This is a genomic window from Leptospira haakeii (assembly GCF_002812045.1).
In the GTDB taxonomy this organism is placed as follows: domain Bacteria; phylum Spirochaetota; class Leptospiria; order Leptospirales; family Leptospiraceae; genus Leptospira_B; species Leptospira_B haakeii.
Window position 1 is genome coordinate 320,618 of sequence record NZ_NPEG01000002.1, and the last position, 24,479, is coordinate 345,096.

31 protein-coding genes are annotated in these 24,479 nt (G+C 40.1%); 13 read left to right on the forward strand and 18 right to left on the reverse strand.

The features are described 5' to 3' along the window. Positions 1–46: 46 nt before the first annotated feature. Positions 47–424, reverse strand: coding sequence for a DMT family transporter (locus CH377_RS06955; RefSeq protein WP_100723064.1), 378 nt, complete (start codon positions 422–424; stop codon positions 47–49). 144 nt (positions 425–568) lie between these two features. Between CH377_RS06955 and CH377_RS06960 the strand changes: the two genes are divergently transcribed. Together CH377_RS06960 and CH377_RS06965 are read left to right on the forward strand one after the other, a co-directional pair. Further along, entirely contained in the window at positions 569–1,396 is an 828-nt protein-coding gene (locus tag CH377_RS06960) for an alpha/beta fold hydrolase (RefSeq protein WP_100723066.1), read from the forward strand. Positions 1,397–1,409: 13 nt separating this feature from the next. Continuing rightward, positions 1,410–2,192, forward strand: coding sequence for a helix-turn-helix transcriptional regulator (locus tag CH377_RS06965; RefSeq protein WP_100723239.1), 783 nt, complete (start codon positions 1,410–1,412; stop codon positions 2,190–2,192). Positions 2,193–2,265: 73 nt separating this feature from the next. On the opposite strand, the gene CH377_RS06970 is transcribed toward CH377_RS06965, so the two are convergent. Next, entirely contained in the window at positions 2,266–2,802 is a 537-nt protein-coding gene (locus tag CH377_RS06970; RefSeq protein ID WP_100723068.1) for an Mpo1 family 2-hydroxy fatty acid dioxygenase, read from the reverse strand. 156 nt (positions 2,803–2,958) lie between these two features. On the opposite strand from CH377_RS06970, the gene CH377_RS06975 reads away from it, so the two are divergent. From CH377_RS06975 to CH377_RS07000, 6 genes are read left to right on the forward strand one after another with little or no spacing between them, the layout of a single operon-like run. Then, a complete protein-coding gene (locus CH377_RS06975) occupies positions 2,959–3,138 on the forward strand; it encodes a tautomerase family protein (protein WP_100723070.1) in 180 nt (59 codons plus the stop codon). A gap of 2 nt (positions 3,139–3,140) precedes the next feature. Then, positions 3,141–3,965, forward strand: a complete 825-nt coding sequence (locus CH377_RS06980; RefSeq protein WP_100723072.1) for a YdcF family protein — start codon at positions 3,141–3,143, stop codon at positions 3,963–3,965. 6 nt (positions 3,966–3,971) lie between these two features. Then, positions 3,972–4,370: a cytochrome c maturation protein CcmE domain-containing protein gene (locus tag CH377_RS06985; RefSeq protein ID WP_086446084.1), complete on the forward strand. Its 399-nt coding sequence runs from the start codon at positions 3,972–3,974 to the stop codon at positions 4,368–4,370. Next, positions 4,367–6,550: a heme lyase CcmF/NrfE family subunit gene (locus tag CH377_RS06990; RefSeq protein ID WP_100723075.1), complete on the forward strand. Its 2,184-nt coding sequence runs from the start codon at positions 4,367–4,369 to the stop codon at positions 6,548–6,550. The genes CH377_RS06985 and CH377_RS06990 overlap by 4 nt, the downstream gene beginning before the upstream one ends. Continuing rightward, positions 6,547–7,131 (forward strand): cytochrome c-type biogenesis protein CcmH, encoded by a 585-nt coding sequence (locus tag CH377_RS06995; protein ID WP_100723077.1) that lies wholly within the window; start codon positions 6,547–6,549, stop codon positions 7,129–7,131. The genes CH377_RS06990 and CH377_RS06995 overlap by 4 nt, the downstream gene beginning before the upstream one ends. Then, complete coding sequence (locus tag CH377_RS07000) at positions 7,131–7,541, forward strand: zinc ribbon domain-containing protein (protein WP_100723078.1); 411 nt, start codon at positions 7,131–7,133, stop codon at positions 7,539–7,541. The genes CH377_RS06995 and CH377_RS07000 overlap by 1 nt, the downstream gene beginning before the upstream one ends. Positions 7,542–7,549: 8 nt before the next feature. On the opposite strand, the gene hisE is transcribed toward CH377_RS07000, so the two are convergent. Further along, a complete protein-coding gene (hisE, locus tag CH377_RS07005) occupies positions 7,550–7,828 on the reverse strand; it encodes a phosphoribosyl-ATP diphosphatase (protein WP_008593771.1) in 279 nt (92 codons plus the stop codon). A 120-nt stretch (positions 7,829–7,948) separates the two neighbouring features. Between hisE and CH377_RS07010 the strand changes: the two genes are divergently transcribed. Further along, on the forward strand, positions 7,949–8,770 hold the full coding sequence (locus CH377_RS07010; protein WP_100723079.1) for a thioredoxin family protein: 822 nt from the start codon (positions 7,949–7,951) through the stop codon (positions 8,768–8,770). 1 nt (position 8,771) lies between these two features. Here CH377_RS07010 and CH377_RS07015 read toward each other — a convergent pair whose 3' ends face one another. The 5 genes from CH377_RS07015 to CH377_RS07035 are packed head-to-tail and all read right to left on the reverse strand — an operon-like array spanning position 8,772 to position 13,031. Next, entirely contained in the window at positions 8,772–10,082 is a 1,311-nt protein-coding gene (locus tag CH377_RS07015; RefSeq protein ID WP_100723080.1) for a UDP-glucose dehydrogenase family protein, read from the reverse strand. Between the two features lie 42 nt (positions 10,083–10,124). After that, positions 10,125–11,327: an ABC transporter ATP-binding protein gene (locus CH377_RS07020; protein WP_100723081.1), complete on the reverse strand. Its 1,203-nt coding sequence runs from the start codon at positions 11,325–11,327 to the stop codon at positions 10,125–10,127. Further along, a complete protein-coding gene (locus CH377_RS07025; RefSeq protein WP_100723082.1) occupies positions 11,324–12,094 on the reverse strand; it encodes an ABC transporter permease in 771 nt (256 codons plus the stop codon). Before CH377_RS07025 ends, CH377_RS07020 begins: the two co-directional genes overlap by 4 nt. Positions 12,095–12,132: 38 nt before the next feature. Next, on the reverse strand, positions 12,133–12,804 hold the full coding sequence (locus CH377_RS07030; protein WP_100723083.1) for a JAB domain-containing protein: 672 nt from the start codon (positions 12,802–12,804) through the stop codon (positions 12,133–12,135). A gap of 2 nt (positions 12,805–12,806) precedes the next feature. Next, entirely contained in the window at positions 12,807–13,031 is a 225-nt protein-coding gene (locus CH377_RS07035) for an LIC12298 family protein (RefSeq protein WP_086446075.1), read from the reverse strand. Positions 13,032–13,322: 291 nt separating this feature from the next. Here CH377_RS07035 and CH377_RS07040 point away from each other — a divergent pair, with 291 nt between their 5' ends. Further along, positions 13,323–14,189, forward strand: coding sequence for a hypothetical protein (locus tag CH377_RS07040; RefSeq protein WP_100723084.1), 867 nt, complete (start codon positions 13,323–13,325; stop codon positions 14,187–14,189). Beyond that, positions 14,190–15,488 (forward strand): hypothetical protein, encoded by a 1,299-nt coding sequence (locus CH377_RS07045; protein WP_100723085.1) that lies wholly within the window; start codon positions 14,190–14,192, stop codon positions 15,486–15,488. Between the two features lie 29 nt (positions 15,489–15,517). Here the strand turns inward: CH377_RS07045 and CH377_RS07050 are convergent, their stop codons facing one another. From CH377_RS07050 to lexA, 7 genes are all read right to left on the reverse strand, one after another. Continuing rightward, on the reverse strand, positions 15,518–15,874 hold the full coding sequence (locus CH377_RS07050; RefSeq protein ID WP_100723086.1) for a DUF5615 family PIN-like protein: 357 nt from the start codon (positions 15,872–15,874) through the stop codon (positions 15,518–15,520). Next, positions 15,871–16,128: a DUF433 domain-containing protein gene (locus CH377_RS07055; protein ID WP_100723087.1), complete on the reverse strand. Its 258-nt coding sequence runs from the start codon at positions 16,126–16,128 to the stop codon at positions 15,871–15,873. Before CH377_RS07055 ends, CH377_RS07050 begins: the two co-directional genes overlap by 4 nt. Positions 16,129–16,245: 117 nt before the next feature. After that, entirely contained in the window at positions 16,246–17,004 is a 759-nt protein-coding gene (pssA, locus tag CH377_RS07060) for a CDP-diacylglycerol--serine O-phosphatidyltransferase (RefSeq protein WP_100723088.1), read from the reverse strand. Then, positions 17,001–18,017: a tRNA (adenosine(37)-N6)-threonylcarbamoyltransferase complex transferase subunit TsaD gene (tsaD, locus tag CH377_RS07065; RefSeq protein WP_100723089.1), complete on the reverse strand. Its 1,017-nt coding sequence runs from the start codon at positions 18,015–18,017 to the stop codon at positions 17,001–17,003. The genes pssA and tsaD overlap by 4 nt, the downstream gene beginning before the upstream one ends. Before the next feature lie 2 nt (positions 18,018–18,019). Next, a complete protein-coding gene (locus CH377_RS07070) occupies positions 18,020–19,387 on the reverse strand; it encodes a S41 family peptidase (protein ID WP_100723090.1) in 1,368 nt (455 codons plus the stop codon). Next, positions 19,377–19,679, reverse strand: coding sequence for an LA_1448 family UV-C exposure upregulated protein (locus CH377_RS07075; protein ID WP_100723240.1), 303 nt, complete (start codon positions 19,677–19,679; stop codon positions 19,377–19,379). Before CH377_RS07075 ends, CH377_RS07070 begins: the two co-directional genes overlap by 11 nt. 59 nt (positions 19,680–19,738) lie before the next feature. After that, positions 19,739–20,347, reverse strand: a complete 609-nt coding sequence (lexA, locus tag CH377_RS07080; RefSeq protein WP_086446331.1) for a transcriptional repressor LexA — start codon at positions 20,345–20,347, stop codon at positions 19,739–19,741. 87 nt (positions 20,348–20,434) lie between these two features. Here lexA and CH377_RS07085 point away from each other — a divergent pair, with 87 nt between their 5' ends. Then, entirely contained in the window at positions 20,435–20,731 is a 297-nt protein-coding gene (locus tag CH377_RS07085; protein ID WP_100723091.1) for a type II toxin-antitoxin system Phd/YefM family antitoxin, read from the forward strand. 6 nt (positions 20,732–20,737) lie between these two features. Next, the gene (locus tag CH377_RS07090; protein WP_100723092.1) at positions 20,738–21,139 is read left to right on the forward strand and encodes a type II toxin-antitoxin system VapC family toxin; all 402 of its coding nucleotides are present in this window, start codon (positions 20,738–20,740) and stop codon (positions 21,137–21,139) included. On the opposite strand, the gene CH377_RS07095 is transcribed toward CH377_RS07090, so the two are convergent. From CH377_RS07095 to CH377_RS07105, 3 genes are all read right to left on the reverse strand, one after another. Next, positions 21,129–22,310, reverse strand: coding sequence for an efflux RND transporter periplasmic adaptor subunit (locus tag CH377_RS07095; protein ID WP_100723093.1), 1,182 nt, complete (start codon positions 22,308–22,310; stop codon positions 21,129–21,131). The two genes, CH377_RS07090 and CH377_RS07095, sit on opposite strands and share 11 nt — an antisense overlap. 2 nt (positions 22,311–22,312) lie before the next feature. Next, positions 22,313–23,776 carry a TolC family protein gene (locus CH377_RS07100; RefSeq protein WP_100723098.1) on the reverse strand — a complete coding sequence of 488 codons (1,464 nt, stop codon included), beginning with the start codon at positions 23,774–23,776 and terminating at the stop codon, positions 22,313–22,315. A 75-nt stretch (positions 23,777–23,851) separates the two neighbouring features. After that, the gene (locus CH377_RS07105) at positions 23,852–24,448 is read right to left on the reverse strand and encodes a hypothetical protein (RefSeq protein WP_100723099.1); all 597 of its coding nucleotides are present in this window, start codon (positions 24,446–24,448) and stop codon (positions 23,852–23,854) included. Positions 24,449–24,479: the final 31 nt, after the last annotated feature.

Genomic DNA, 24,479 nt, shown 5'->3' on the forward strand with positions numbered 1-24,479 from the left:
TCGAGATCACTACTCTATTCGGTTTATTATTTATTAACTTTATGACTTAGACGAACATTTCCGCGGATGTCAACCATACGCCGGCAAGTATCAAACCAATACCGGTCCATTGGGTCCAGTTCAGTTCTTCTTTGAAAAATATTGCGGAAGCTACGAGTACAATGATAAATCCTGCGGAAGTGAAAAGTGGATAAGCTAAGGATAATTTTAATCCGTTACCTAATACCCATCTATAACCTAATAACGCGATCCCGAAAGAAGCAAGTCCCGCAAAGAAGACTGGATGTAAAAATGCTTTGATCAATCCTTCTATTCCGGAAGCCGTATTTGTTTTATCTCCTAAAGAACTTGCCTTGATCAAAATGTTTGCCAAGGCATTGAAGAATAATGCGACTATGAAAATGATTATCACCGTTAATTTCATCTATCTCTCTCAAGAATTCGATTATTGTTTTCTTGTAATCTCCCCTTAGGAAGAGTGTATTATCCCGCTTTTGGGAATCGGTCGAAACTCCGAATTCCTGTCCATCGAAAGCAAAGGGAAAGAAATAGCAAGGGCAAATCTTGAATGGATAGAAAAACGTTTAACTTCCGTGGGATCAAACTTTCTTATATTGATGCAGGCAACAAATCTTCGGATCCAATCTTAATCGCTCATGCTAATGGATTCTCTGCAGGTTGTTATACTTATTTAATACAGAAACTTTCTAAAACTCATAGAGTTCTTGCCTTAGATTTTTGCGGTCATGGAGGATCGGAGCCAAACTTAGAATGGAAGGATTGGTTTTTCTTTAGAGATCAAATTTTAGCTCTGATCGAAACAGAAAGTTTGAAAAATGTTGTGGGAGTCGGACATTCTTTAGGAGGAGCAAGCATGCTGCTATCCTCTTACCAAAGACCTGATCTGTTTCGTAAAATTTTCGCAATGGATCCTGTGATTTTAAATTTCGTGTATCTTCTTCTTGCATTGGCTTTCGATACTCCTTTAGCAAAAGGTGCAATAAAAAGAAGAAGAGAATTTAAAGATCTAAGTCTTGTTAAAAAAGCATTTAGAAAGACTCCCACTTTTGTGAATTGGTCTGATGAAGTTTTTGAGGACTACTTAAAATTTTGTTTTAAAAAAGAAGGAGATAAATGGGCTTTATGTTGTCCTCCTGAGTTAGAAGCCAAAATTTTCAACTCGGTCAGTTTTTTGAGTTTATTTCAATATAGAAGGATCAAAACCGAAACCCATATCACGATTCCCGGAAAATATGAAGTATGTTCTCCTTCTGCCGCCAAAAGGATTATCAAAGGAAATCCGAACTCAAGCCTAGAGTTATGGGATGGTGTATCTCATTTTTTTCCGTTTGAACGTCCTGAAAAAACCCTGGAAAGAATCATTCAAAAATTATAATCCGGTATTCGGGGTGGAAGAGTCTCAAATCGGAACATTATTCTATTTCGGAGCCAGGGTATTCTTGGCCCAGAAAGGACTGACCACAGATCCCCACTCTCACTATGCGGTTTCCATTTTGATCTCTTTAACTTCTAAGTTCAAAGTGATCGAAGAATCTGGCAATCTGTTGGATTTCCAAGCAGTGGTTTTAGCTCCAAATACTTATCATACTCTTTCTGCAGAAAATTCCGATATGATCGTTTTACAGATCGATCCTTACGGTATCGACTATGCATCTGTTGCTGCCAGATTCGGAAGAAAGGGAATCTCAGAGATCCCTTTTGAAAATTTAGAACCAGTTCTCTCCAGATGTAAGAATCTATTTCATGAAAATATAAATTGCCAAGCAGCCAAAGAACTTTTCGAAGATATCCTTGCCTGTGTCGGAACGGAAAAACCATCCAGGGTTTCTTTAGATCCAAGGGTCTTATCAGCGACTCTTAGAATGAAATCCGCTCTTCCAGGTTCCATCTCCGTTCCGGAGCTTGCTAAAGAAGCAGGATTTTCAGAAACAAGGTTTATGCATGTTTTCAAATTACAAATGGGCCTTCCTGTAAGACAGTACCAACTTTGGCTGAGATTACATGAAGCGGCAAAACTTTTGAAAGAAGGTGGAAATCTTACGGAAGCTTCTCATGCAGCCGGTTTTGCAGACCAAGCGCACTTGAGCAGGACTTTTAAAAGGATGTTCGGTGTACAACCTTCTAAATTTTTAGGTGCGAATACGAACGTTGCAGTCCATTTTTGCGTTTAATAAATATTTAATATCGTAGAAAAGAAAAGCGCCCGCTTGATAGCGGGCGTTTGCGTAAAAGCAAGAGAGAATGTTAATGAGCAGTGCTGAAGTTTTTTAATTTTCCTTGTGCCGCTAATTCTTTACGAACCGCTTCTTGCACATCTTTTCTATATCCCAATTCAAAGAACACATCTGCGATCACAAAGATCGGAGCGGAGACTACCGCTTGGAATAAGTTGTCGAATAATGCAGGACGGCTTTTTTCAAAAATGAAATGTCCGTAAAACTGAGCTCCCCAACCTACTAATTGAGCAACCGCAAATATGCTCCATGCAGTGGTAGCGGTCAATGACAGGGTGATGTATTGAGCAAGAAACATCAAAGACCCGAAAACAACAGTGGTTGCCGCAGCAAAAATAAAATCCAAGGTGAAGTAGTAGGCAAGTACTACGATCCCGAATACGGTAGCAGCAGTTACGGTATAGCCTAAAACATTAACTAACTCTAATCTATTCAGCACCAAAAACAAGGTGAAGGTGATGGTAGGAACTCCTAACACGTGGATCCACACGTTTCTTTTTTCTTGGTGGTACGCAGAATAGAAGGCCATTTCCTTAGCGAATTTCATGGATAAAACTCCTCACAATTTCAGGTCCAGTATATACCCTATCCTCGGGTTTCAGCTTGAACGAACCTGCCATTTTTAGAAAAAAATCCGTTGCGTAATACTCGTTCGAAATAAACAATTGAGTCGGTCTCAAACCTATTCAAACCAGGGAATTTTATGCCTTATATCAATTTAAAAGTAGCCGGACCTCTAACCAAAGAGCAAAAACAGAAGATAACGAAAGAATTCACAGAAACTCTTACGAAAGTCGCCGCAAAACCACCTGAATCTACATATATCGTGATCGACGAAGTTTCCAGAGAGAACTGGGCAGTGGGCGGAAAACTCCTAGAGTAAAAATGGATACGATCTTTTTTGCGGCCTCCAAACTTGCGGGGGCCTTCTTATTCCCTTTACCAGCTTCCCTACTTCTGTTGGTATTTTTTGCTTTCAGACTTCCTAAATTCAAACATAAGGTTTGGATTTTAGTTCCTACACTTATTATCTGGGTGGCTTCTACTGATAGTTTTTCCCAATGGTTGGTAGGAGGTTTAGAAGAAAAACATCCTCCAGTTCGTTTAGAAACTCTGGAAAACTCGGATGCAATTTTAGTTTTGGGCGGGGCAGTAGACAATCTTGCCTTATACGAACAACAGGTACAGCTGACTTCCGCTGCAGAACGAATGACTGATGCTGTAAGATTATTTCAAAAAAGAAAAGCACCTCGTATTGTTTTCACCGGAGGTTCCGGGAATTTATTCTTCCAGACTAGAAAAGAATCGGACTTTGCACTTCAATTTTTCGAATCTTTGGGAGTTCCCGCAAAAGTCGTTTTTTTGGAGAATGAAAGCAGGAACACTAAGGAGAATGCGGAAAAAACGGCAGAACTTTTTCGTAAAAACAAATGGAAGTCCGCAATACTAATCACTTCTGCATTTCATATGGAAAGATCTTTGTTGGTATTCGCAAACACAGAGATCAAGATACATCCTTGGCCAACAGACTATAGGTCCAGAGTCAAAATTCTGACCATAGACGATTTTATACCTTCTTCCCAAAGCCTGGAGAATACAAGCATCGCCTGGAAAGAGAGAATAGGCCTATTCGTTTACGGGTTTAGAGAGAGTATTTCCACTTTTCTTCCCCTCCGTATCCGATATCCTTGGTCTAAGGACTGGAATTAAACACAGATGAACGTGAAATTTACCGTGCTTGCGAGTATCATCGCACTTTCCTTAGGAACGATCGCATTCTTTTCTTCTAAAGAAACTTCTTATACTTTATTAGATGCTTCCGATTTAGCTGCAAATACCACTAAATACGAAGCAGATGATCTGTTAAGAGTAAGGGGATTCGTAAAATTAGGCTCTCTTATCCGGGAAGGAAAAACTGCCAAGTTTGTCCTCCAACTGAATGAAAAAGAAGTTCCTGTTTTTTTTACAGGGGCTACATTATTACCTGATGCATTTAAAGAAGGTGCCAGAGCAAGAGTGGACGGAGTTTGGAAAAACGGAGTCCTTGTTGCCGATAAGGTAGAAGCAAAATGTGCATCCAAATACGAAGCAGGTTATAAAGAAGAAGAACAATGAATGATTTAGGCGCAGTTTGTCTCATCTCCTCCTTCTCCATCCTATTATTTTCCATTATCCAAACAAGTTACGGGATTTTTAAAAACGATTCTAGAGCATTAGAATTAGGCCGTTATACTTTGATGGCAAATTTCGCGGTCATCCTTCTGGCCTTTATAGTGTTGGTTGTCCAACTAATGAGAACGGATCTATCCAACTACTATGTTGCGATGCATTCCAGCGAACATCTTCCTTTATTCTATAAGATGACTTCTGTCTGGTCCGGATCTTCCGGTTCACTTCTATTCTGGAATTTATTACTCTCAGGATTTACATTCGTAGTTCTCTGGCAGACGAAAGATCTTTTGAACGAAAGAATTCCGGTTATGCATCTCTCCTTAGGAGTGATCACATGTTTTTTCTCCTTTTTAGCAATCTTCTTTCCGGATGCGCAGCCATTCCGCGAATTCCAACCCGCAGCAGTCGCAGGTAGAGGATTAAACCCACTATTACAACATTGGGCGATGATCATTCACCCACCGATTTTATATATAGGTTATGTGAGTTTCGCGATCCCATTCGCAATCGCATCTTCCGCATTGATCACTGGACAATTATCCGAGAACTGGTTCAGATTCGTAAGAAGATGGAGTATCTTCTCTTGGTTTTTCTTAGGAACAGGAATACTCTTAGGTTCCAAATGGGCATACGAAGAATTGGGATGGGGAGGCTATTGGGCCTGGGACCCGGTTGAAAACGCAAGTTTGATGCCTTGGCTTTTATCCACAGCATTCTTACATTCGATGATCATCCAAGAAAGAAGAGGAATGTTAAAATTTTGGAATATGTTTCTGATCATTCTGGCATTCCATTTCTGCTTACTTGGCACCTGGATCACTCGAAGCGGAGTGTTAGAAGGACCACATTCTTTCTCAAAATCCAGTATCGGAACTCCATTTATAGTTTTTATAGGTGTAAGCTTTTTCTTCTATCTAGGAATTTTAATATATAGAAAGGACAGGCTCAAACCGGAAAGAAATCTAGAGGCAATCACATCCAAAGAAGGAAGTTTTTTACTCAATAATTTCCTTTTGGTGATTGCAACACTTTCCATTTTATTGGGAGTATTCTCTCCTTTATTGTCCGGTGTAGAATATAAGGCTCCTTGGTTTAACTCTTGGGGAGTTCCTGCCGGAATTCTACTCATTCTACTCATGGGTGCGGCTCCATTGCTCGCATGGAGAAAAGGTGCGGATCAAATCTTCTTTACCACACTATTAAAACCTTTGATCGCTGGGCTCGTTGGAGCCGGGATCTATATCCTATACTATAAAAACAATTTCTCGATCAGTGACTATAGTCTAGGCGATGTAATGGGAGAGATTTACAGTGTCCTCACAGTAGGACTCGGGATCTTTACCATAGCCGGAATCGTACAAGAATATCATAACGGGATCCAAGCAAGAAGGTCCGCTATCCAGGGAGAAAATTATCTCCAAGCCGGATTCAGAATGCTTCTGAAAAACAAAAGAAGATACGGCGGATACTTAGTTCACCTCTCCATGGTGATACTGTTTATCGGTCTTGCAGGAAACGCATTCAAACAAAACACATCCGTAAAGTTTTTCTATTTCTTGAGATTTTCCCCTACGAATGAGCTTATCTATACAAGCGACGATACTGCGATCTTAGGCGATTATACGATAGGAGCGACCACTCTTAAGATCAAACCGATCGTAAACGGAGATCCGGAAGCAGGAGTCAATCATAGAAACGTAATCGTTTCTCATGAAGCAACTTTCGAAGTCAAAAAACAACTGAAAAGTTTTGATACGATGGTAACCGAAAGAAGATATTATCCTCAAATTTCACATTTGAGCGGAGACTTCGAGACACATATTCCTACTAGTGAACCTTCTATCTCTTCTACCCCTAAAGAAGATCTTTATATTCAGTTAGGAGCAATAGAACACGCGGATCTTTCTGATGAGAATCCAGATCTGCCTGGAATGTTCCTGGACTTTTTCTTTACGAGAGATCCAGCGATCAAGGCCGCAAAATATCTGAAATTCCCGAACCAGATCGTAGCGAATTTAGAAGTCTGGGTCAATCCGATGGTGAAATTTATATGGGCCGGATCTCTGATGTTCTTCTTATCAGGATTATTGATCCTATTACCAATAGGAGAAGATAAAAAATGAAAATTTTGATTTCTCCTGATCTACATAAGAAAGTCCTAATATTTCTTTTCGGATTCTTCGTTTGGGTAAGTGCCGCAAATGCAGATTCCACTTTTACGAATCTGACTGACCCTGGACAGATCCGTACATTCCATAATGTGACTGAAAGAATACGATGTATTTGTATCCCTTCTATCGCGATCAAAAGTTGTTCCTTCAATAATTGTACAGTTTCTGCGAAACTCAAACTTTTCATAGAGAACAGGATCAGAGCCGGGGAATCTGCGGATGTAATCGTGGACAAAATGGTCCACGGCTTCGGTCAAGATGTTGTTTCTGATCCGATCATTGCAAAGTTTATTGAAACTGGAAACCAAGGAATGGCTCAAGGAGTCATTATGGGTTTTGGTCCGGACATTCTGGCAAAACCGGATTCTTCTTGGATCGATTTTAGTATCGCTGCAGCCGCTGCATTCGGGATACTTCTTATCTATCTTTATTTAAAAAGAAGGACTGCTCCAAAAGCAGCAATCGCAACGGAATCGGAAAACCATTCTTCTTTTGATAAATACATCTCCGAAATAGAGGAGAAACAGAAATAATGGATTTTTTATTAATTTTCTTTTATATAGTTTTGGTCGCTATTGTCGCGGCCCCATTCGTTTACGTAAGTATGTTTGCAAAACATATCCCGTACGAAACGGATCCGAAAAGTTCCGAGTTATTTGACAGAAGGGACGTTCTTCTGGATAACCTGAAAGATCTGAAAATTGAATTCGATACGGGAAAATTAACCGAAACAGAATTCAAATCTATCTCTTCCGGTTTAGTAAAAGAATTAGAAGAGCAAGACAAAAGGATAAGCCAAGGTGCAACGACCGCAACTTATTCCAAAACGGAAACTTCTGCCAAACCTCAGCTTGGTGGAAAGTTCTGTCATAACTGTGGATTTAAGATAGAAATTTTTGGAGCGAAGTTTTGTCCTGAATGTGGGACAAAACTCCAGGTCTGAACTGATTATTAAGAATGTCTTTTTTTAAGTTCTTCTACTATGTCGGAAAGGGAAAGACCTCTTTCCACAAGAAGAACTTGTAAATGGAAGAGTAAGTCCGCTGACTCGTGAGTGAGTTCTTTTTTGTCCGCGTTTTTTGCCGCGATAATCACTTCTCCAGCTTCTTCCCCTACTTTTTTAAGGATACGATCCACGCCGCCTCTGAAGAGGTCCGCAGTATAGGATTTTTCGGGAAGTTCTTCTTTTCTTTTTTTAAGGATTTGCTCTAATTGAAGCAGGAAGTCCATCATTACCACCGGAGATACTTCGAATATTCGGGCCCGTTCTTGACGGTAAACAAAAAATTCCGTATTTCTGCGTTTCCTTAAAAACGAAACGGAGAAAAAAAGGTCGAAGAGATGAGACCAATGCTCCCTTTTTCAAAAATCCGATCCGCCCTAGTCTTGATCTGCCTCGTGCTCACATCCGAAATCAGCTCCGAGGTCTGGGAGACTTCCGTTGAGGTAGCTTTTAATAAGGCGAAGAAGGAAGGAAAACCAATCTTTATAGATGTATATGCGGATTGGTGCGGCTATTGCAAAACCCTCAAAAAGGAAATTTATCCTAAAAAAGAGGTGAAACAAGAATTATCTAAGTTCGTACTTCTTTCTCTCGACGGGGACAGATTTCCCAACTTAAAGAAAAAGTACGATGTCACGGGATATCCCACTCTTCTATTTCTAGACAAGAACGGAAGTCTCACCGAGAAGATCGCCGGAATGCCTGATCATAAAATGGTGATCAAGACCTTAAGAACAGCGTATTCAAAAAGAGATAAAGAAACTAGCCTACTTGCAGATTTAGAAAAAGATCAGGAGAATAATCTTCTTCTATTAAAAATGGGAGAATATTACTTCGAAGCAAAGGAATACAAAAAGGCAGCGGATTATTTCTACAAATCATTTGCATCTGAAGATCCAAGAATGCCGGAGAATAAACATAAGGCGTTATTCAATCTTGGGCTTAGCTTTTCAGAATTAAAAAACTGGGAAAAAACGATCAAAACGTTTTCTTTATATTTAGATAAGTTCCCAACGGGACATTCTAAAGCGGCTTTGTATTATAGAGGGGGAGCTTATTCTTCTCTCGGCCAAAAAAAAGAAGCGAAAGAAGATCTGAAAAAAGCCCTGGAACTCAGCTCTGACCCTGAGGAAAAGAAAGAGATCCAGGACTTATTGAATCGGATCTGAATTAAACCGATTGTTTACCAATAGAGAAATATTTGAATCCTTCTTTTTTCATATGATCCGGACGATATTGGTTTCTACCGTCAAAGATCACATGACCCTTCATTAATTTTTTAATTCTGGAAAAATCAGGTTCTCTGAATTCTCTCCACTCGGTAAGAAGAAGAAGCGCATCAGCACCCTCTAACGCGTCATACGCGTCTTTAGCATATTCGATCTTACCTTTAAAATAATATTCGGAAGTTTCTTTGGAAACAGGATCGAACGCCTTGATCTTAGCGCCTTCTTCATGCAATTTTAATAATAAAGGAATAGAAGGTGCTTCTCTCATATCGTCTGTGCCCGGCTTGAATGCGAGTCCCCAAACTGCGAGAGTTTTACCTTTGATCTGGCCTTTTCCGAAAAAGTCCTCTATCTTAGTATATAAGCGGACCTTTTGGTCTTCGTTCACTCTTTCTACTTCTCTAATAATACGAAGAGAAGAAGAAAAATTTTCAGAAGTGCGGATCAATGCACGAACGTCTTTAGGAAAACAAGATCCACCGTAACCGATACCTGCATATAAAAATTGGCGGCCGATCCTGGAATCGGTTCCCATTCCTTTTCTTACATCTTCGTAATCTGCACCTACGGTTTCGCATAGGTTTGCGATCTCATTTGCGAAGGAGATCTTAGTAGCTAAGAATGCGTTACATGCATATTTAGTCAGCTCTGCAGAAACTGTTCCCATTTTAATGATAGGATTTCCGTTCAATACGAATGGAGCATAAAGTTGAGCAACAAGTGCCCCTGCTCTTTCGCTGTCTGCGCCGATCACTACTCTTTCAGGTTTCATGAAGTCGTCGATTGCGGCTCCTTCTTTTAAGAATTCAGGATTGGAGACGACGTCAAATTCGTGTTTGGTGTTTTTAGAGATAATTTCTTTTACTTTAGCAGCGGTTCCTACTGGAACAGTGGATTTATCCACGATCACTTTGTAACCATTGATTGATTTTCCGATCTGTTCAGCTACTGCATACACAGCGCTTAGATCAGCGGATCCGTCTTCGGATGTAGGAGTTCCAACAGCGATAAAAATGATTTCTGAGCCTTCTACACCTTCTTGGATGGAAGTGCTAAAACCCAGTCGATTCTCCTTATGGTTATTCAAAACCAATTCGGAAAGACCAGGTTCATAAATAGGTATGATTCCTTTTTTTAAGTCCTCTATTTTTTTAGAGTCCTTATCCACGCAGATCACATGATTTCCATATTCAGCGAAGCAAGCCCCAGCCACAAGGCCTACATAGCCGCTTCCAATTACGCAAACTTTCATACGAAAACCAGAATCCTTTCAAAGAGGAGGCTGGGAAGGAATTTATCCGGAAAAATCCCCTTTTTTCGCCTCAACTTTGACCGGGATCCAAGCGGCACCTTCAAATTTAGGCACATCCAATCTTTCCAGCTCGAATTGTAAGACCCCATCCTTCCAAAGATAGGAACCTTCCGCATGACTTTCGCCGGAATGTAATGCAATTCCCAAAGAATATTTCCCAGGAGAAAGATTGAGCGGAAAACGAAAATCTATCCGAACAGGTTCCTTAGGTTTTAGATCTTTTTGACGGCCACCAATATGGAATGTATTTGTTCCGAATACTCGGATCCCTCTATGATCATCAATATGAAAACCAACGGTTAAATCTTCCAGAGAAGAACGAAAAGATGCGGCTACTCTTAATAAAACTTCTGCACCGACTGGCAGGATAGAAGGATTTGATTTACCTGCATATTGGATCTCAACGTCCAAAGATTCCACCAATGAATCTTTGTCCTGGATCTTAGTGTTTCCTTCTAGAGAAGAAGATGCAATGATCTGCATATATTCCCTAAAGCCGTCTATCGGATCTCCATCGAATACCAATTTTCCTTTTTCTAAGACAAGAAGTCTAGTGCAGACAGATTTTAAAAGTTCCAGGTCGTGGCTTACGATTAGAGTCAAAGTTCCTTCTTCGGAAAACTTACGAAATCGGTTTAAACTTTTCTGTTGGAAACTCGCATCACCTACGGCCAAAGCCTCATCCACGATCAAAATATCCGGACGTTTTGCGGTCGCGAGTGCAAACCCCAATCTCATCGTCATTCCGGAGGAATAGTTTTTTAAAGGGCTTTTGCGAAATTCAGACAGACCGGAAAAACGAAAAATCTCCTCAGAAGATTTGATCAACTCTTCCGGATCTAATCCCCAGACTAAACCGTTATAGTATAAATTTTCTTCCCCGGAAAGTTCCGGATTAAAACCGACGCCCAATTCTAAGATAGAACGAACAGTTCCCTTCTTTTCCAATTTTCCGGAATCTACTTTGGAAACTCCGGTCAGCAATTTAAGTAAGGTGGATTTTCCCGCACCGTTTCTACCGATGATGCCGATGACTTCTCCTTTCTCCGCAGAAAAAGAAATTCCATCTAATGCCTTATATTTTACATCCAAGCCGAAATAACCAAATGTAATCGCACTTAAAAGTCGATTCCAAGGTTTGCTATAACCTTGATAGGTTTTGGAAATATTCTCTATTCTGATCAAAGGTGATCCAACACTATCTGATTTAATTTAGTACGGCTTAAAAGAAAAATCCCCAAAAAAATTCCAAGAAAAGGAAGAAAGTCCAAAATCCCCGCCTGAGGAATATACCCAACGAGCAACGCAGATCTAAAAACTTCCAAAGGAAAGAAGAATGGATTGAATACATTCAATTTTCCTAAAATACCTTTCGATTCATAAAGAATAGGAAGACCCCAGAACAAGAACTGGGTCAATAATCTCATTAAAGGAGAAATATCTCTTAAAATAATATTCACACGAGCCAGATAACTTTGGAGGCAGGCCAAAAATAATCCAGTGCAGAACATTGATAGAAAAGAAAGAGGCAAACTCCAGATCCCAAGCTTACCTGCCCATGCCAGAAAGAGAAAGATCGGAATAGAAGTCACAAGCCAATGTAACAGAAACTGTACAAATGGAATCCAAAGAAAAATTTCGGGACCAAGAGGAGATCTTTTGATCAATTGCCTGTTATCAGTGAGAATCCCGGTACCTCTGATCAAATATTCTTGCAAAGGGATCCAAAATAAAAGTCCGCTTAGTACATTAGAAAAATATTCTATGGAATTTTCGCCTTGGGATCTAATCCCAATAAAATAAAATACGATCGTATAGATCAGGATCAAACTTACGTTTTGTAGGAACATCCATGCCAGGCCCAATGCGGAACCTGCGTACTGCAATGCATAATCCCTTCTTACAAGAACTGATAAAATTCTGAGATTACGCAAAAAAACGAAAGAGGTCACTCTATAACCTAAGATTAGAATTTAAGAGGAGAAATAGATCAGTTCCCTTCTAGTCGAGTAGATTGTTTGCAGGAAAAGATCCCGTCAATTCCAAAAATCCAATGGTCCAAGAGCTCCACATCCAAATTACTGAGTATATCCTTTAAGTTGGTATAAACTTCCCAATCTTCTTGGCTAGGAAAACAGATCATACCGGGATGATTATGAGCAAGTATCGCCTGGGAGGCCTCGTCATTGAGTATGATCCGGACCAGGTCTCTTGGAAGAACTCCCACCTCTTCCAAACTACCTTTAGAAACTGTCTCCACTCTTAAAAGATCTCCTGCTGGGGAGATGGTAGCTAAAACAAAACATTCTCTTTTTAAAGGGGAGAATAATCCCTGCAGATAGGAAGAAAGTGTAGTAGGGTCATAACCCGCCATTCGGATGGATTTATATTTGAGTCTTTTAGTAAGTTCTAAAGCCGCAAGTAAGATGCTGACTTTTGCCTTACCTAACCCGTTGATATGAAAATTTCTAGGAATATTGGATGAGAGAAGTCCTCCCAATCCTCGGGACTTTTTTAGAATATCTCGGCTGAGATCTTCAATAGGAAGGCCCCTGCTCCCTTTACCCAAAAGAACGGCAATCAGTTCCCAGTCTTCCAGATTCTCCGCATCATGAAAGATACGGGATCTAGGATCCGGACCTGAACCCCAGCGCTCAGCCAAGTTTAAATTTTTCTTAGGTTCTTCTTGCTCAGCTCGGAAAGCGTTTCAGAGAACCAATTTCCGTCCTGGACCAAGTCCCCTTGGAAAGATTCTTCCAAATAATCCGCGAAGGTCTTAGAGTTCGGTTCAGAAGAACGAACTTTTTCCCTCCAATCGAATCCCGCACCAGCGAGACCTTTACGGCTTCTCTCATAAGCACCTGAATCTTGTAGAGATCGAATCATCATAACTTTTCTCTCCCTCGCCTAATTAGTTAGACGACATAAATTGAATTTATTACACCAATAATCTACTAAACGGTTATTTATATACTATACGAATTTATAGTTACCGTCAAGCGTTTACCGTGTTTTTTTAGAGAAATTTCAGAACTTCTGCCCAGAAGTTTCTCACTTACAAGATCCATTCTATATCTAGCCCGGACAAATCCTGAATTCAACCGGGTTTCATTTTGGAAAAAATAACCCGATTCCCCAAAAAACGCACTCTGCTGTCCATTCGTTGGACCCGTCTCTGGAATGAGGTTCCTATATTTAGTTATCCTTCTTCTTCCCGGCGCTTTTGTTTTCGGATCGGATCTAAACATACCTGCAGAGATCTGGTTTCGGCCTTGGTGGAATGGAGGAGAAATATCCTTTTTTGGAATATACGAAAAAGAAGAAGTTCCCCTCTCCGGAATTTCTCTCCAATTCCCATTCTCCCCGGGCAAAAAAGAAGAGTATAGACTCTCCTATGTTCGCAGCGGTAGGACCAAAGAAGGGAAATTTTTCGAAACAATTTCCTTAGGTTATCAAATAGAACTAAGCCACAATCTAGGTTTTAGATTTCGATTCGGGACCGGAGGTTTTGGGCCTTCTTCTTATTTTACTTCTCTCGGAATCTATGGTTCCAAATTAAGTTGGGAAGTTTTTGGAAGAAAGTATCAGGAAGAAAATTCCTTAGGAATATTACTCAACTCTTCTCGGGACTCGGAGTTTCGGATCGGTTTAGGTTACGAAAGAATTCGAAACAGCCACTTAGATTTTGAAGATAGAGTTTCGCTCGGAGTCTATTGGAACTGGGAAGGATTTTTAGGACAGTTAGAAGGATTTGAATCGGAAAAAGATCCGATCGGATTAATCGGACTTGGATATTCTCCATTTTATAAAAAAGAAGAAGGTCCTAAACCTAGTTCTACAACACAAACATCCGCCGAAAAAGTAAATATCTATCCTTCTCTAAAAACGGAAGAACTTTTGAAACTTGGATTTTCCTTACAAGAATCCATTTCTATTTCTTCTCTTTCCGAAGGACCTGCTGAAAAATTTGAGACTTATCTAAAGTCACTTCCAGAACTCAAAAGCAGAAAAATTAAAAAACTGATCCGCAACAAAAGGGGATTTTAAATGAAAAGATCCCTTTTCTTAGTATTCTTTTTTTCGAATATTCTATCCGCCGAGAATTTACCCTCCCCTTTTTCTGCAGGAGTTTCTTTTTCCGGATACGATTCCAGATATTACACTAAAAGACAGGAGACTGTTTGGTTCAGAGGAGAAGTTTGTTTTAAAAGTTTTGTTTTAGTTTTTACCGATAAAGAATGTTCCAAACATAAAGTATTTTTGGAAAAAAGAGGAGAAACATATTTAGGTTCTTATCTATTTGAGAATAGGAATATTTATCTTTCTTACGGAAATCGATTCAGACCTTTAAACCATTTCTTCTTTTTAAGAGACAAATTCGATTTTTCTTCTTTCTGGTTTTTAGAACAACCTACTGTCAGAACCGGATTTTTAGGTATGAAGTTCGGAGAAAGTATATTAGGTACTTATTATGCGGATAATGTTGCGGATAAACTGCCCGGTTTCTTCTTCAAACCGTATAAAAATTTTTTAGAACTTGCCTATTCTCCCCAAACAAAAGAAGGATTTATACTTTTAGAATTCCCTTCTTCTGAAGAAAGAAAATCCGAAAAGAAACCATACTGGTTTAGGACTGAAATTTTCGGAACCAAAGATAATCCTCAAGGAATTGTATCTGCATCCTGGTCGGACAAAGAGAAAGACAAAAGAGTATTCGTTTCAGGATTTAGAGGCAGATCGGGGCAATTATTCCAGCTTTCAGAAAGAACAGATCCGGAAGAAAAAGCGGAACTATTCAGATTTGTTTGGGAACCAGGTCCTTATAGAAGATTACAATTCGCAGAATCCAGTCGATATTCGTCGGACGGAAAAGAAATCTACTCAGCCAAATCCGTTTTGGGTAGGATGGAAATTTTAGAATTTCCTTGGTTTGCGGTCTTGGCCCAAGTTAGAGCCTATTCTTTTTCGGATCATTCTTCTTGGATTTTTGGAAAAGGTTTATATCTATCTTACCAGAGAAAGTTTTGGAGATGGGAATTAGGGCAGGAGTGGAGAAAGAACGGAGATAGACTTACTGAAGCAGGTTTACAAATTTCTGTGGGAAAAAATTGGAAAATTTACACAAGTCTCCTCTATGCAGAAGAAAAAAATTTATATCCTGCGTTCGCGGAGGAATCTATCACTCCCGAGGAAACCGGTTTGGTCGTAACGGATAAATCTTTTTATTCTTTTTTACGGATATCCCATTCTTACTTTGCTATTCATATTCGACACACTAGAGAAAAGGAAGGCAAAGGAGACGGTTTAAGCATGAGATTTCAGGTGTATATCCCGCTCTTTGATTGAAAAATCTAAATAGATTCCGGTAGCCTTCTTTATGAAAGGTCCGGCAGTCGTAATCTTAGTTTATTTGCTGACGCAGTAATAATAGCACCGGAAAATAATTCCGTTTCATGCAAACTTAATATATATTTGCTGATTCTCACTTGCTCGCTTGTTGAAAGATTCACCAGGCGAACAATTCCATGATGCGGGATTTTTCGGACGACAGCCAATTCTCCGAAATCTTTATCTAAGGTTATTAAGATCCTTTTCTGTTCAAATGCCAGTTTAAGGATCTCTTCATCACCTGGATCGGATGGAAACTCTCCAGTCCAAATCACATCAATTCCAGATGAGAGTAATTCTTTAAAGACCCCTCCCCAAACGCAGGTGTCCAATAATACTTTCACGCAACTTGGCTTGAGTCAGTAGGAATATTTTCTATCCTTTCATGAGAAACTATTCGATGCGCATAAACAAGGCAGGCCTGTATGTCATCTAACTCTAACCAAGGATACCCTTGTAAAATCTGCTCAGACGTATCTCCTGCTGCAAGCATCCCGAGTATATGCTCAACAGCCAATCTACGACCTCGAACGATTGGTTTTCCGCCCAAGATTTTAGGATCGAAAGTGATCCTTTTAATTAGATTTTCCTGATCCATATCATATTTACTTTCCTGGATTTTTTAGGCGCCGTCCAATCTTTTTTAAAGGAGAAGATAGTATCAGTAGTGAAAAGTTATTCCATTTAAGCTAAGCCAAAAAATAAAAATGCTCTTTTAGTCCAGTTTTACTCTCAACTCCTGCAGAATATGAATTAGGAAAGTTAAAATCCCCGAGAAGATATAAAGGCAGATCAGTCCATAAACAAGCCAAGGCCAACGAGCAAATCCTACAAAGAATAACGCGATCAAAGCAGCACCAAGCATTAAACCTGCACGCAAAGGACTTAGTTTGGAACGAATTGCAACCTGAGGTTTGCCATATCGAATATTAGAAACCATTAAAAATGCAATCAGCACAAACAATGGAATTCCCAACCAATGAGGAAGAGTATGATCTTTTCCCAGGAAAATAGGAAGAAATCCGATAGTCACTCCGGCAACTGGAGAAGGTAATCCAGTAAAAGAAGAAGGATCATGAGCCACATTAAATCTTGCTAATCTGTATGCAGCACAAGCAGGGAAGATAGCAGCGATCAACATTCCAATAGGGAAAAGATCTTCTTTTCCGAAAACATCTATCTTGTATTCTCCGAGGACCATATTATAAAAAAGGAATCCAGGTGCGATACCGAATGCAGTAAGATCTGCAAGACTGTCCAGGTCAGCGCCTAGTTCGCTAGTTGCGTCCAAGGCCCTTGCAGTCATTCCATCCAATCCGTCGCAGATCGCTGCGAGTAGGATGAAAAATCCAGAGAGTATATAGGATTGAGGTCCGTTACCTGTTGCCTCGGAAGCAATAAGTATGGAAACAAATCCCATACTCAAGTTCCCGAGAGTGATCATATTTGGAATCCAATGTAGCCTGCGATTCATATATAGGTCTCCTGCCTTACTGGACTTACAGTAAAGTCCAAACTCTTAGAATATCCCTGTTTAAATAGATAATAACCGAGGGCAGCAACCATCGCGCCGTTATCCGTGCAGTAGATCTTTTTTTGGGGAGATAAAAATTCCAGGGAATTTTTATCCGCGAATTTGGATAATCTGTTACGAAGTGTAGAATTCGCCAAGACCCCTCCTCCTGCCATGATCCTTTTGATCCCGGTAATAGAAACCGCACGTTTTAGATTTCTTTCCACAAGTTCAAATGCTGTCTTTTGGAAATGATAACATACTGCCTGAGTGGATAGATCCGGTTGTTTTGCGATCAAATGAGAAACAGCAGTTTTTAGTCCCGAAAAAGAAAACGCCACACGATCCTGTTCCAGATTCCTAAGCAAAGGAGGTAAAAGATCTTTCTCCTTTGGATCGGGAACATATTTGGACGCTTCCTTTTCAATTGGGGGGCCACCAGGATAAGGTAGGGATAATAACCCGGCAACCTTATCGAACGCCTCTCCCAAAGCATCGTCCATCGTATCTCCCACCACTTCCATTTTACCGAAATGAGGGATCTTATAGATAGCAGAGTTCCCGCCTGAAAGAAGTAAACCTAATACCGGAAAAATAGGCTCCACTCCTTCTAAATGTAATACTGCAAAGTGAGCCTGTAAATGACAAAGTGGAACGATAGGTGTTCCATACACTGCATGAATAGACCTCGCCAATTGAGCGCCGATCATGAGTGAACCGGTCAAACCTGGAGATCTGGTCACGGCCACATAGTCTAGATCGCCAAGTCGGAGTTTGGATTCTTCTAACACTTCAGAGAGAAGAGGATTGATCTTTTCTAAATGGGCACGAGAAGCGATCTCCGGAACAATCCCTCTAAAAGGTTTGTGAAGATCTATCTGGCTAAAAATTTTGAGGGAAAGTAATTCTTTCCCATCTTTTACGATTGCTAGGCTGGTTTCGTCGCAGCTAGTCTCTATTCCAAGACCGATCATAATTAAGATTTGGGAGAAAGTAGATCCACTGCCTTTTTCAATTGAGGATCCAATTCCAAATCAGTCATACTTCTGTCTTTTTCTGCTTGGGTTTTATTTTTATAAACTGCTCTGGCAACGTCTGAACTAAGTTTGATGCCTTGTTCTTTTAGCGCCTTCTCAAAATTCAAAAAGTTCTGCTCATTATAATCAGGATATTTAGAAGCAAGTTGTTCTAATAATTTTTTCTCGCTCATCTTTCTAAGATAAAAACGATCATCTTCATTAGGTTCTATCCCTTTCACGATCACATCCGGTTGGATACCTTTTCCATGAAGTGATTTTCCGGAAGGAGTATAATACTTTTGGACCGTAAGTTTGACAGCCATTCCAAAAGAAAGTGGATAAACAATCTGCACTGAGCCTTTTCCAAAAGAAGTAACTCCTACAATTTTCCCTCTCTTATGATCCTGGATCGCTCCAGCAAAAATTTCAGAAGCGGAAGCGGAACCTTCATTGATCAAGACGACTAATGGTATAGAAGTATATTTATCTCCCTTTCCACTAGACTTGGACACATCTGCAAGTTCTCCACCTCTTCCTCTTACGGAAACTATATCTAATCCTTCCGGGAGGAAAATATCGGATAATGCAACAGATAAGGGTAATAATCCACCCGGATTCATCCTTAAATCCACGATTAGACCTTCAGACTTTTTATCTGCGAGTAGCTTCAGATGTTTTTTAAATTCTTCTAATGTGTTTTCTCCCATGAACTGGTTCAAACGAAGATAACCCACTTTTTCTTTTTCGAAGAAATAAGAACGAACGTATCGTATCCTAATGTTCTCTCGAACTAAAGTGAATTGTAGAGGTTCTTTTATATTTTTTCTTTCGACTTTGATACTTACGGAACTTCCAGGTTTTCCACGCATTAGTTTGATCCCTTCTGCGTAGCCCAAGTTTGCTGTACTTTTTCCGTCTATTTCTATGATCCTATCTTGAGGCAAGATCCCCGCTTTCATTGCAGGAGTATCTTCGATAGGAGAAACAACTACTATGGCTCCATCTGTATAAGCCACTTCCATTCCGACTCCGCCGAAAGATCCACGAGTCTCTTCCCGCATCTGTCTGTATTCTTCCTCTTCTAAGAAAGAAGAATGAGGATCTCCTAAAGATCCTAACATTCCTTTGATCGCACCTAAAAATACTTTTTCTTCGTCTACGGTTTCTACATAACCGTTTTGCATGAGTCCGAAAACTTCATGGAATAATTGCAGATATTTTTCAGCAGTCTCTGAAACCGCTTTTGCATGTACTGGACGGAATACAACTGTCGTAAATAGGATCAGAACCAAACTGGCCCAGGCAAATCTTTCCTTATTCTTCATTTTTGCCGACCAAAGCGAAGTAAGTCTTCGGGTATTTGATTCGAATTTGTTCCATTACGGAATCCTTATCTAGTTGGTATCTTTCGCAGGCTGCTTCCAAAATTTCGGGATCTTTTCGAATGGTTTGTTCGGAAGCATAATTCAATCTTTCCGCAAGGCGGGCCTCGGTCAGATATTCAAGGACTAGTTTTAAATCCCTGTCTCCGATCTCTTTTTTTCGGGAGGCACAATCGAATAATAGAAGTAATAAGAAGAAGGCCGCGAACACGCGGAAAAAGGAAAGATAGTTCACTCTTTCAAAATCTTTCCTCTCACAAGGGCTAATGTCAACTCCGAAATCCGGAGCGCCCATCAATAGGAGCGATAAAGGCCGATCAACTTTCCTACGATGGTTACTTTTTTACTACGGATCGGTTTGTATTTTGGATTTCTAGCTTCCAAACGAATATGATCCGCTTCTTTAAAATATACTTTTAAAGTCGCCTCGTCTTCGATCAGTGCTACTACGATCTCTCCGTTCCGAGCTATATCCTTTTTCTGGATAATCGCCACGTCTCCGTCATTGATCCCAGCTTCTATCATGGAATCCCCTTGCACTTTCAGTGCGAAAGTAATCCCTTTAGAGGCCATCTCTTCCGGAACTGGGATATAAGCTTCAATATTTTCTTCGGCCAGGATAGGTAGACCGGCAGCTACTCTACCTAAAAGCGGGATACTAGGAGTGGGAACTGGTAAACTTTCGAATGGACTTTGGCGGGTAAGCTCTATTGCTCTGGATTGGTTTTTGGAGGTCTTGAGATATCCTTTTTTCTCGATGGCTTTTAGATGATCGTAAGCACCCTTTGCCGTAATCCCAAACTCATCTCCAATCTCTCTGATCGTTGGCGGAAAGCCTCTTTCTTTGATCACATTTGTAATAAACTGTAAAACAGCGAGTTGCTTTTCCGTAAGATCTTTCATGCTTAACAAGTTATTAGTGAATAAATGTTGTGCAAGTACTTTTTTGGTGATATGATTTTTAAATAAAAAGCGGGGGTTAAAAGGAAGATGAATAAAAAACAATTGAATCACTTAGAGACTAATAATAGTCTAAAAGTAGACTATTTTATGAAAAAGATCAATTTAAGTGAGGCAAAGGCCCATTTGGGGCGTTATTTAAAAGCGGCCAGCTCTGGTGAAAGGATCGTCATCTCAGAACGAAACCGCCCTATGGTGGAACTTGTAGCTATCTCTACACCCAAGACAAAAAAGCTTAAACCTGGGATCTTAGCGGGTAAATTCTCCGTACCGGATGATTTCAATTCTACTCTTACAGAATTCGAATCCGATTTTTACGGGGAATAAAATAACTTGAGAACAATCCTATTAGACACTCAAATCATTCTCTGGTTTTTATTGGAAGATCCAAAACTTCCCACCAGCATCAAAGAACTTTGTAAGGAAGAAGATACCAGACTTTTATTTCACCAAGTTTCACTATGGGAAATTCAGATTAAATACGATTTAGGTAAATTGCCTCTACCGGAAGCGCCTGGAAATTTTTTAGTAGCCGCTTGTATTCAATCGGGTTTGGAAAAATCGAACATACAAGACGAAGCGATCTTCTTTTTAAGTAAGCTCCCCAATATACATAGAGATCCTTTTGATAGATTACTTCTTTCCCACGCTATGATCAACGGTTGGGAATTCGCCACTGAAGATGATATACTTAAAAAATATCCGGTTAGAATATTAGAAAATATTAAAACTTAAGGAATTCGCTCTTCAGGACGAAGGAACCCTTGGAGACAACTTCTGCGCCGTCCGGAAGCCCACCTAAGATGATAATATCATCTTCTATCGTGTCCCCTACTATGACATTTACCGCTTCAAAGCTACCTTCTCCATGAGGAATGAATACGAAAAATTTTCCTTCTATCTCGTGGACTGCTTCCAGAGGGATCATCTTACGTTTTCCTCCTCCAGTACTCACTACAAGACCTGCTACTTTTGCAGTAACGGTTTGGCCAGGTTTTAATTTGTTTCCTTTATTGGAGACCATGATCCTGAGTTTTGCGGTACGTTTTACGTTATCTAAAACTGTTCCTACATAACCTACTTTTCCTTGGATCTGAACACTACTGTGTTCGTCCCCTAAAGGAAAAATAGTTGCCTGTGCGCCTTCTCTCACTCCACCCAGATCTTTTTCATATACATCGAGTAAAACCCAAAGATGGCTTAAGTTGGCGATGGTGAACAGTTCTTCGTTACGAGTCACCTGTTGTCCTAGGATTGCCTTTCTTTCGGTAACCTCTCCGTTGATAGGGCTTCTGAGGATCAGGTTAGAAGAAACATAAATACCTCTTTCGATCCCTTCAATTTCAGAAGGAGTTAGACCGTAATTGTCCAACTTGATACGAGTGGTCTCCACTTCCGTTTTGGCGGTTTTGTATTGCATGGTCGCGAACTCGTATTCTTTTGCGGAGGTAACTTTCATTTCAAAAAGTTCCTTAGCACGATCCGCTTGCATCTTCAATGCGTCCAAAGATGCTCTTGCTTTTACATATGCTGCTTCTACTTCTCCCAATTGAATGGAAGAAAGAATTGCTAATGGAGATCCTTGGCTGACCTTGTCCCCTTCTTTTACTAAAACTTTTTTGATCCTGGCTTCTACCTGAGAGCCTACTTTGGCCATACTTTCCGGATCGTAGGTGATCCTACCTGGTAATGCAAGTTCTTCGAATTGAGAGACTTCTTTTAAACCAACATAAGTAAGAGGATGTCTTCTGATCACGTCTTCTGGAACTGTGAATACGTTTTTGTTCTCCTCCATGATCTTTTTTTCAGGTTTCTTTTTGGAGAAATATTTGAACCCGAAAAAAGCGATCGTGATCCCCAAGGCTAAAACGATCAGAACTTTATATTTTTGGAATAATAGTTTCATTGTTATTCTCCCTTCGCCTTGTTTGCCGAAGAAATTTCCGCGATTTTTCCGGTTGCGGCTTTATAGTTTTCTACCGCATTAAAATATAAATATAGTAGGTCGTAATATTCTCTGAGGATGGTGAGGTAGTTTTTTTCTGCTTGGAGGAAGGTTACTTGATCGGAGGCGCCGCGGACATATGCAATTCTGGATTTCTCTTCCAACTGTTTGTTTTTCTGGAGAAGATTGATCCTTTCGTATTTGGTTAAGAGTTCTTCTCTCGCCAAGAGTTCTTTTTTAGCGGCTTCTATCTCGGCATTTATTTCTCTTTTTTTTGCATCTAAGGCCAGTTCGAATTTTCTATATTCTTCTTTTGCGGAATATACTTTTCCTTGGCCTCTATCGTTCAAAGGTATTGGGATGGAAGCGAATACTCCTCCGTAATTTTCCCCACCTTTGACCCTCCATTCTCCACCTAACTGCAACCATCCGAAGGACTCCCTTCTTTGCAGTTCTATGTTCATCTTCTTTTCTTGGAGTCTTTGTTCCAAGGCGGTAAGATCAGGACGTTCTATAGAAGGAAAATCCTCTTTTAGATGAAGTCCCATCTCTTCCAAAGGTCTGAACTTCATGGAGTCCACTTTGAAAGCGAATACACCCTCTTCTTCGGATAAACCGGAAAGGATTCTTAAATCCTTTTCGATTACTTGTCTGCGAACGATTGCATCACGGTAGAATTTTTCTACCTGTATCCTTTCTAACTCGAGACGCTCGAATTCGAGAGGGGAGATGTCTCCCTTCTGCACTCTAAACTTAGTGAGTTCCAAAAGGTCGCTATAGTTCTCATAGAATTCTTTGTTTGTGTCTACTAAAAGTGTTAGAAATACGAATGCCCAATAATTCTGGCGAAGTCTCATTCTAAAAATTCGATCGAAATTCCGGAAGTCTTGGATGGAGGCTTCGAACGATTTTTTGGCTACTCTTGTTCTAAGAGGAACAACTCCGTATACGTCCAGTTCTTGGTACATACCAGGTGCAGTTTCCGGACTTCCTCCTTGGGAATTAGGAGTTCCTCCAATGAACTGTTGTTGGAATTGAACAACTGGATTTCGATACAAAGAAGCGGTGATTACCCGTCCTCTTTCGATCCCCATATTTTGTTTTTCGGATAAATACAGAGGGTTGTTTGAGATCGCATATTCGGTTAAACGATCCACATCCCAGTCTATAACCTTACCTGCAGTTGGAGTAGTATTCGTGGAACTGCTAGTTACCGGAGTGGCATTTTGGTTAGGCTTATTAACCGGACTTCCCTTCTTATCTTCGATAGTCGTTTCGAAAGGAATTGTTTCGGGAAATACAAGCGTTCCGAAAGGGAATAAGAATGAAGAAGCAGCAAAAACAGAGAGAAGGACCCAACTTCTGTTCTTATTATAGGAAGTTTTATCGAGTAGATCTTGTTCGTGTCCCGATTGGAAGTCTTGCATCCTCTTTCCTTATGGCTATTTCAATATCACGCCCTGGTACCGCAAGTCCGTTTGCCTTTTTAGAAGATTTCATTTTTAGAAAAGCCGGAATAAGTACCATTTCCCGTCTTGCTTTATGAAATACGGATTGATCAGTTCCCTTTCTAGTTTCTGGTTTTCTTTAAATTTCAGTTTTAACTCGCAAGCGCTCTTGCTCTCATAATAAAAATCGACCTCTATTCCTCCGGAAGAGAGTAACAAATCCCGAACAGTTCTTACTTCTTTCGAGTTCTTCTGTTTTTCTAATAGTTCTCTTTCGAAGAAGTATATACGAAAATAATTATCCGCACTAGAAAGCTCTTGTATAAGTTGTTCTTTGGTCCAATTCCCTTTTATGTCCAGATAGATCCCATCTTTTTTGGAAACGACCTCAGGTAAAAAGTTCAAATCCCTTGCGATCGTTCCTGAAACGAGACGTTGTAATAATTTCAGGATCTCTTCCGTATCCTTGGAGTGTTCTCCGGTATGTCCCGCTAAAAAAACTTTTCCTTGAGTAACAGTTGGAGGGATTTCGGGACTTCGCTTAGCAGAAAGAGGAGATTCTCCCCTTATAGTAATGCAAGAAACTTGTAATAATATTAGAAGTAAGAGTCCTCTGAACAAAGCGGATCCGTAGAAAGATAGATAGAACATGTTTAGGACCCCTAATAAAGCTGAAGGTTCC

What these genes read in the sequence shown, in the direction of transcription:
- CH377_RS07010 (WP_100723079.1), top strand. Translation starts at nt 7,949, where the DNA reads ATGCTCCCTTTTTCAAAAATCCGATCCGCCCTAGTCTTGATCTGCCTC.
- lexA (WP_086446331.1), bottom strand. Translation starts at nt 20,347, where the DNA reads ATGAAAGATCTTACGGAAAAGCAACTCGCTGTTTTACAGTTTATTACA.
- CH377_RS06980 (WP_100723072.1), top strand. Translation starts at nt 3,141, where the DNA reads ATGGATACGATCTTTTTTGCGGCCTCCAAACTTGCGGGGGCCTTCTTA.
- CH377_RS07085 (WP_100723091.1), top strand. Translation starts at nt 20,435, where the DNA reads ATGAATAAAAAACAATTGAATCACTTAGAGACTAATAATAGTCTAAAA.
- CH377_RS07015 (WP_100723080.1), bottom strand. Translation starts at nt 10,082, where the DNA reads ATGAAAGTTTGCGTAATTGGAAGCGGCTATGTAGGCCTTGTGGCTGGG.
- CH377_RS07045 (WP_100723085.1), top strand. Translation starts at nt 14,190, where the DNA reads ATGAAAAGATCCCTTTTCTTAGTATTCTTTTTTTCGAATATTCTATCC.
- CH377_RS07095 (WP_100723093.1), bottom strand. Translation starts at nt 22,310, where the DNA reads ATGAAACTATTATTCCAAAAATATAAAGTTCTGATCGTTTTAGCCTTG.
- hisE (WP_008593771.1), bottom strand. Translation starts at nt 7,828, where the DNA reads ATGGACTTCCTGCTTCAATTAGAGCAAATCCTTAAAAAAAGAAAAGAA.
- CH377_RS07055 (WP_100723087.1), bottom strand. Translation starts at nt 16,128, where the DNA reads ATGGATCAGGAAAATCTAATTAAAAGGATCACTTTCGATCCTAAAATC.
- CH377_RS07105 (WP_100723099.1), bottom strand. Translation starts at nt 24,448, where the DNA reads ATGTTCTATCTATCTTTCTACGGATCCGCTTTGTTCAGAGGACTCTTA.
- tsaD (WP_100723089.1), bottom strand. Translation starts at nt 18,017, where the DNA reads ATGATCGGTCTTGGAATAGAGACTAGCTGCGACGAAACCAGCCTAGCA.
- CH377_RS07035 (WP_086446075.1), bottom strand. Translation starts at nt 13,031, where the DNA reads ATGATGATTCGATCTCTACAAGATTCAGGTGCTTATGAGAGAAGCCGT.
- CH377_RS07070 (WP_100723090.1), bottom strand. Translation starts at nt 19,387, where the DNA reads ATGAAGAATAAGGAAAGATTTGCCTGGGCCAGTTTGGTTCTGATCCTA.
- CH377_RS06970 (WP_100723068.1), bottom strand. Translation starts at nt 2,802, where the DNA reads ATGAAATTCGCTAAGGAAATGGCCTTCTATTCTGCGTACCACCAAGAA.
- CH377_RS06955 (WP_100723064.1), bottom strand. Translation starts at nt 424, where the DNA reads ATGAAATTAACGGTGATAATCATTTTCATAGTCGCATTATTCTTCAAT.
- CH377_RS07000 (WP_100723078.1), top strand. Translation starts at nt 7,131, where the DNA reads ATGGATTTTTTATTAATTTTCTTTTATATAGTTTTGGTCGCTATTGTC.
- CH377_RS07100 (WP_100723098.1), bottom strand. Translation starts at nt 23,776, where the DNA reads ATGCAAGACTTCCAATCGGGACACGAACAAGATCTACTCGATAAAACT.
- CH377_RS06975 (WP_100723070.1), top strand. Translation starts at nt 2,959, where the DNA reads ATGCCTTATATCAATTTAAAAGTAGCCGGACCTCTAACCAAAGAGCAA.
- pssA (WP_100723088.1), bottom strand. Translation starts at nt 17,004, where the DNA reads ATGAATCGCAGGCTACATTGGATTCCAAATATGATCACTCTCGGGAAC.
- CH377_RS06985 (WP_086446084.1), top strand. Translation starts at nt 3,972, where the DNA reads ATGAACGTGAAATTTACCGTGCTTGCGAGTATCATCGCACTTTCCTTA.
- CH377_RS06960 (WP_100723066.1), top strand. Translation starts at nt 569, where the DNA reads ATGGATAGAAAAACGTTTAACTTCCGTGGGATCAAACTTTCTTATATT.
- CH377_RS06990 (WP_100723075.1), top strand. Translation starts at nt 4,367, where the DNA reads ATGAATGATTTAGGCGCAGTTTGTCTCATCTCCTCCTTCTCCATCCTA.
- CH377_RS07040 (WP_100723084.1), top strand. Translation starts at nt 13,323, where the DNA reads ATGAGGTTCCTATATTTAGTTATCCTTCTTCTTCCCGGCGCTTTTGTT.
- CH377_RS06995 (WP_100723077.1), top strand. Translation starts at nt 6,547, where the DNA reads ATGAAAATTTTGATTTCTCCTGATCTACATAAGAAAGTCCTAATATTT.